5 protein-coding genes are annotated in these 5,076 nt (G+C 72.7%); 1 reads left to right on the plus strand and 4 read right to left on the minus strand.

Translation table 11 applies throughout. The features are described 5' to 3' along the window. Positions 1-130: 130 nt before the first annotated feature. From ABD54_RS25240 to ABD54_RS25250, 3 genes are all read right to left on the minus strand, one after another. Positions 131-1,684, minus strand: coding sequence for a tripartite tricarboxylate transporter permease (locus ABD54_RS25240; RefSeq protein ID WP_047872047.1), 1,554 nt, complete (start codon positions 1,682-1,684; stop codon positions 131-133). Then, positions 1,685-2,182, minus strand: a complete 498-nt coding sequence (locus tag ABD54_RS25245) for a tripartite tricarboxylate transporter TctB family protein (protein WP_235432196.1) — start codon at positions 2,180-2,182, stop codon at positions 1,685-1,687. An 88-nt stretch (positions 2,183-2,270) separates the two neighbouring features. Beyond that, the gene (locus ABD54_RS25250) at positions 2,271-3,263 is read right to left on the minus strand and encodes a tripartite tricarboxylate transporter substrate binding protein (RefSeq protein ID WP_047872048.1); all 993 of its coding nucleotides are present in this window, start codon (positions 3,261-3,263) and stop codon (positions 2,271-2,273) included. Positions 3,264-3,708: 445 nt separating this feature from the next. Between ABD54_RS25250 and ABD54_RS25255 the strand changes: the two genes are divergently transcribed. After that, a complete protein-coding gene (locus tag ABD54_RS25255) occupies positions 3,709-4,452 on the plus strand; it encodes a metallophosphoesterase (protein ID WP_047872049.1) in 744 nt (247 codons plus the stop codon). 204 nt (positions 4,453-4,656) lie between these two features. Here the strand turns inward: ABD54_RS25255 and ABD54_RS25260 are convergent. After that, positions 4,657-5,076 (minus strand): thioesterase family protein (locus tag ABD54_RS25260; RefSeq protein ID WP_047872050.1); only part of this gene is annotated, 420 nt, incomplete at its 5' end.

The following is a 5,076-nucleotide window of genomic DNA, read 5'->3' on the forward strand; positions in this document are numbered from 1 at the left end:
TGAGCTGCAAGTATGCCGCTCGCTCAGCGGAGAGCTTCCTCGGGCCCTGTGGTACTCGGTTCTTACGGATCTGGAAGTGCATCGCACCCCTTGAACTGGGGTGTTGCAACCACCACTAGAACCCAAGGAGTCAGCCTCGGCCCGCCTCCACCGGGGTGTGGTCCTTACGCGCGGCCCGTCGGGCGCGCAGTCGGCCGACGGCCACGACCAGGCCGATCGTCAGCAGCAGCCCGTAGACGCCCAGGGTGATCCCGCTGTCCACGAGCACCGACACGTCGCCCTGCCCCACGGCCAGCGCGCGGCGCAGCTCCGTCTCGGCCACCGGGCCCAGGACGACCGCGATCAGCACCGGGGCCAGCGGAATGTTGAAGCGGCGCATCATCAGAGCCACCAGGCCCAGGATCAGCATCAGCCACAGGTCCACCATGGACGACGCGGCCGCGTACACGCCCAGGGACGAGAACACCGCGATCCCGGCGTACATGTACGGCTTGGGGACCAGCAGCAGCTTTGCCCACAGCGGCGCGAAGGGCAGGTTGAGGATGAGCAGCATGACACTGCCGATGAACAGGCTGGCCAGCAGCGCCCACACCAGGTCGCCGTCGCGCTCGAACAGCAGCGGACCGGGCTGCATCCCGTACTGCTGGAAGGCGGCAAGCATGATCGCGGCGGTCGCCGAGGTCGGCAGGCCCAGACCCAGCAGGGTGCCCATCGCGGTTCCGGCGGTGGCGCTGGCGGCGGCCTCCGGCGCGGCCACGCCCTCGATGGCTCCCTCGCCGAACTCGTCCTCGCCCCTGCCGCGCCGGGCGCGCCGCGCGGCGAGCTTGCGCTCGGTGCCGTAGGCCAGGAAGGTCGGGATCTCCGATCCGCCCGCCGGGATGGACCCGAACGGCAGGCCGAACAGGGTTCCGCGCATCCAGGCCGGAAGCGTGCGCCGCAGGTCGCCCCGGCTCAGCCAGGGGGTACCGCTGCGCCGCAGGCCACCGCGCGCCGCGTCGCCCGCGTGGGCGGTGGCGGCCACGTGCAGCACCTCACCGATCGCCAGCAGCGCCACGGTCACCGTGATGATGCTGAAGCCCTCGAAGAGCTGGGGCACGCCCAGGGTGAAGCGCTCGGCGCCGCTGAGGCCGTCGATGCCCACCATGGAGATGGCCAAGCCTATACCCAGGGCGATCAGGCCGCGCACGGCCGAGTCCGAGACCACCGCGGAGGTGGCCACGAACGCGAACACGGTGAGCGCGAAGTACTCGGCGGGGCCGAACTGCAGCGCCAACTGCACGATGACCGGTGAGAAGAACGCCACCAGCGCCGTGGACACGATCGCGCCGATGAAGGCGCCGATCGCCGCCGTGGCCAGCGCCTGCGGCGCCCGCCCGCGCTTGGCCATCTTGTGGCCCTCGATGGCGGTGGCGATGGCCGAGGCCTGCCCCGGCGTGTTCATCAGGATGGCGGCGGTGGAATCACCGAACAGCCCGCCGTAGTACACGCCGGCGAACATGATGAACGCGCCGGTGGGATCGAGGTGGAATGTGACCGGCAGCAGGAGCGCGACGGCCATGGAGGAGCCCAGGCCGGGCACCACGCCCACGGCCGTGCCGAGCATGACGCCCAGCAGCGCCAGGAACAGGTATTCGGGGCTCAGCGCGTTGGCGAACCCCGCCATGAGGTTGGTGAGAACGTCCATTTAGAAGATGCCCCCGAGGATTCCGGCCGGCAGGTTCAGGCCCAGGCCGGCGACGAAGGCGAGCTGGATGACCGAGGAGAACACCAGCGACAGCACGGCGTCGAACAGGTACCGGCGGCTGCCCAGGGCGTAGGCGACGCCGAAGAACAGCAGCGCCGCGGACAGCAGCCAGCCCACCGGCTGGAGCAGCAGGATGAACACCGTCAGCGAGGCGACGACGATCCCCAGGCAGCGCCAGTCGATGCGCACGGGACCCGCCTCACCTGCCGGGGCGTCCCCGTCGGTGCCGGCGGTGGCGGCATCGGCGTTCTCCCCGGTGGTCGGCGCTTCGGCGGTGCGGGCCGGACGCAGCAGGACCTGCACGGCCAGGGCCACGCCGGTGGCGCCCATGAAGATCGCGACCAGGGTGGGGAAGAAGCGCGGGCCGGGCGGTTCGGTGCCCGGCGGCACCGGCATGGCGGCGGTCTGCACGGCGATGAACCCGGCGATGCCCAGCACCAGGGCGGCGACCAGCAGTTCGGACCTGCCCCGCCTGGTGGCGGGGCGGCGGGCTCCGTCGCCCGGGTGGGGATGGTGGCGTCGGTACTCAAGACAGGCCCAGTTCCTCGGTGATGGTGGTGATGCGCTCGGTCTCCAGGGCGAGGAACTCCTCGAACTCCTCGCCGGCCTGGAAGGTGTCGTCCCAGCGGTTGCGCTCCAGCGTCCGCGCCCACTCGGGGGTGTCGTGCATCTCGGTGACGATCGCGGTCAGCTCGGCGCGCTCCTCCTCGGTGATGCCGGCCGGGGCCACGAACCCCCGCCAGTTGGGCAGGACCGCGTCGATGTCCTGCTCGGCCAGGGTCGGAACGTCGATGCCCTCGACGCGCTCGTGCGCGGAGACGCCCAGGGCGCGCACGTTGCCCGCCTCGATCTGGTCGCTGAACTCGTTGTAGCCGCTGATGCCCACGTCGACGCTGCCCGACAGCAGCGAGGTCAGCGCCTCGCCGCCGCCGGAGAAGGCGATGTAGTTGACGTCCTGGGGGTCGACGCCGACGTCGGAGGCGATGAGTCCGGCCAGCAGGTGGTCGGTGCCGCCCAGGGAGCCGCCGCCGATCGCCGTCCCGCCCGGGTCATCGCGCCAGGCCTCGGCCAGATCGCCCATGTCCTGGTACGGGGAGTCGTCGGGGACCACGACCACCTCGTAGTCGTCGGCGAGCCGGGCGATGGGGGTGACGTCCTCCAGGTCGTGCGAGGAGTTGTTGACGATGATGCTGCCGATCATGACCGTGCCGGTCACCATCAGCATGTTGGCCCGGCCCTCCTGGCGGACCGCCTGGGCCAGGCCGATGGTGCCGCCCGCGCCGGGGACGTTGACCACCTGGTTGTTGGCGACGATCTCCCCCTCGCGGAAGGCGTTCTGCGCCTCGCGCCCCACCAGGTCCCAGCCGCCGCCGGGCGCGGCGGGCACGATCGTGGTCAGTCGGCTGCGTACGGCCTCGGCGCCGTCGCCGCCGGTCGACGAGGCGTTGACCGCCGCGGCGCCGATGACGACGGCCGCGGCGGCCGCGCCGCCGACGCGCAGAATGCGCTGGATGCTCATGGGGTGGCTCTCTCCGTTGCTGCGGGTCCGCGGTGCGGGCGGGCGCTCGCGGGCCGACGGACCGCCCGAGGCGGGAACGTGGCGGCCGTTACACCGCCCCGTGGCGCCGGTCGCATCCGCACCGGTTTCGAGAGCATGACCCACGGTTTGCCGACCGGTAAATCTTCTGGTCGTTTTGAACACGGAGATTGTTGTGGTCGCCCCGGGTTCCGGCCGGGTCCGCGGCCGCCGAACGCGGGCGGGCAACCACCCTGTGCCGCTCGCGGCGCGCGCAATAGCCTCGTTCCACCCGACGGGAAACGGCCGGTCAACGGCCTGGGACGGGCACGGGTCGGAAGCCGACGCTCCCGGCCGCACGGGTTCCGTGCGCCCTCCCCGCGGCGGGACCGGCAGGTCCGCGCGGCCCCGGAGGGCGCAACGCAACCGCGACCGACGAAGGACGGCCATGACGCTCCTGCTCGCCCACATCAGCGACCTGCACCTGGACGGGACCGACCGCACCACCGGGCGCGCGGCCCGGACCGCGGAGTACCTGCGCGGCCTGGCCCAGGAGCCGGACGCGCTCCTGGTCACCGGTGACATCGCCGAACACGCCACCGCGGCGGAGTACCGCGAGGCGGCCCGGCTGCTGGACCTGCCCTTCCCGGTGCTGGTCTGCCCCGGCAACCACGACGACCGCGGGCGGATGCGCGCGTCGCTGCTGGGCCGGGAGCCGTCCGAGGAGCCGTTCAACCAGCTGCACGAGGTGGGCGGCGCGGCGGTGCTGACCTGTGACTCGACGGTTCCGGGCGAGGACGGCGGCCACCTGGACACGGACACCCTGGTGTGGATCAACGAGACGCTGAGCGCCCTGCCCGACGACCGGCCCGCCCTGCTGGCCCTGCACCACCCGCCCGTGCGGGTCCACCACCCGCTGCCCGACTCCATGCGGTTGGACAACGCAGACGACCTGTCCGGGCTGCTGCGGGCCCACCCGCGGGTGGCGGGAATCCTGGTCGGGCACGCCCACACCGGCGGGGCGTCCACCTTCGCCGGGCGACCCCTGCTGCTGGCACCCGGCGTGACGTGGACGCTGAGCATGCCCTGGGAGGGCGAGCCCGCGGCCGACCGCGACCAGCCCCCGGGGGTGGCCTTCCACATCCTGGACGAGGACCGGCGCCTGACCACGCACTTCCGCGCGGTGGTCTGAACTCGGGCGGGGCCTCACCGAGGCCCGGTCGATGGCCCACGACCGGAACCGGGCGGGCAGGCCACCCGGGCGGTGACGGGAGCAGCCGTCGGCTGGCCCGGTCCGGCGGGGGTCGGCGGCCCCGCGCCCGGGCAGGGGGAGCGTTCTCGGCGCGGCGTGGGATCGGCCCGCGCCGAGAGCCTCCCCGCAGCAAGGGGGCTCCGATCAGAGGAGCATGGCCAACTGGCGGCACTGGGCGACCAGCGTGCCCGTGGCGTCCCAGATCTCCATGTCCTCCTCGTGCAGGCCGCCGGAGACGTGCTTGGTGAAGACCCGGCAGGCCAGCCACCCCGGGGCGGGCCTGGCGCGCACGTGCACACTCAGCTCGACGGTGATCGTCGCGAACTCACCGATCTCCAGGACCGCGGGCGGAGCGAAGTCCACCATCGAGGCCAGCGCGTGGGTGTCGGGTTCGCGCCCGTCGGCGAAGCGCATCCAGAACTCGGCGTACGGGCGGCCGTCCCTCCCGCCGTCCAACCAGCCCGGCCGCCCGGGGTAGCGGTAGTCGACGCTGCGCGCGATGCCCAGCCCCTCGGGGTTGTCGAACTCGGGCGGGACGTGGCAGTCCTCGGGGGCGGGCAGGCG

The organism is Nocardiopsis sp. RV163 (genome assembly GCF_001029525.1).
Taxonomy (GTDB): Bacteria; Actinomycetota; Actinomycetes; order Streptosporangiales; family Streptosporangiaceae; genus Nocardiopsis; species Nocardiopsis dassonvillei.

Coding starts and splice junctions, on each gene's coding strand:
- ABD54_RS25250 (WP_047872048.1), bottom strand. CDS start 3,263: ATGAGCATCCAGCGCATTCTGCGCGTCGGCGGCGCGGCCGCCGCGGCC.
- ABD54_RS25240 (WP_047872047.1), bottom strand. CDS start 1,684: ATGGACGTTCTCACCAACCTCATGGCGGGGTTCGCCAACGCGCTGAGC.
- ABD54_RS25255 (WP_047872049.1), top strand. CDS start 3,709: ATGACGCTCCTGCTCGCCCACATCAGCGACCTGCACCTGGACGGGACC.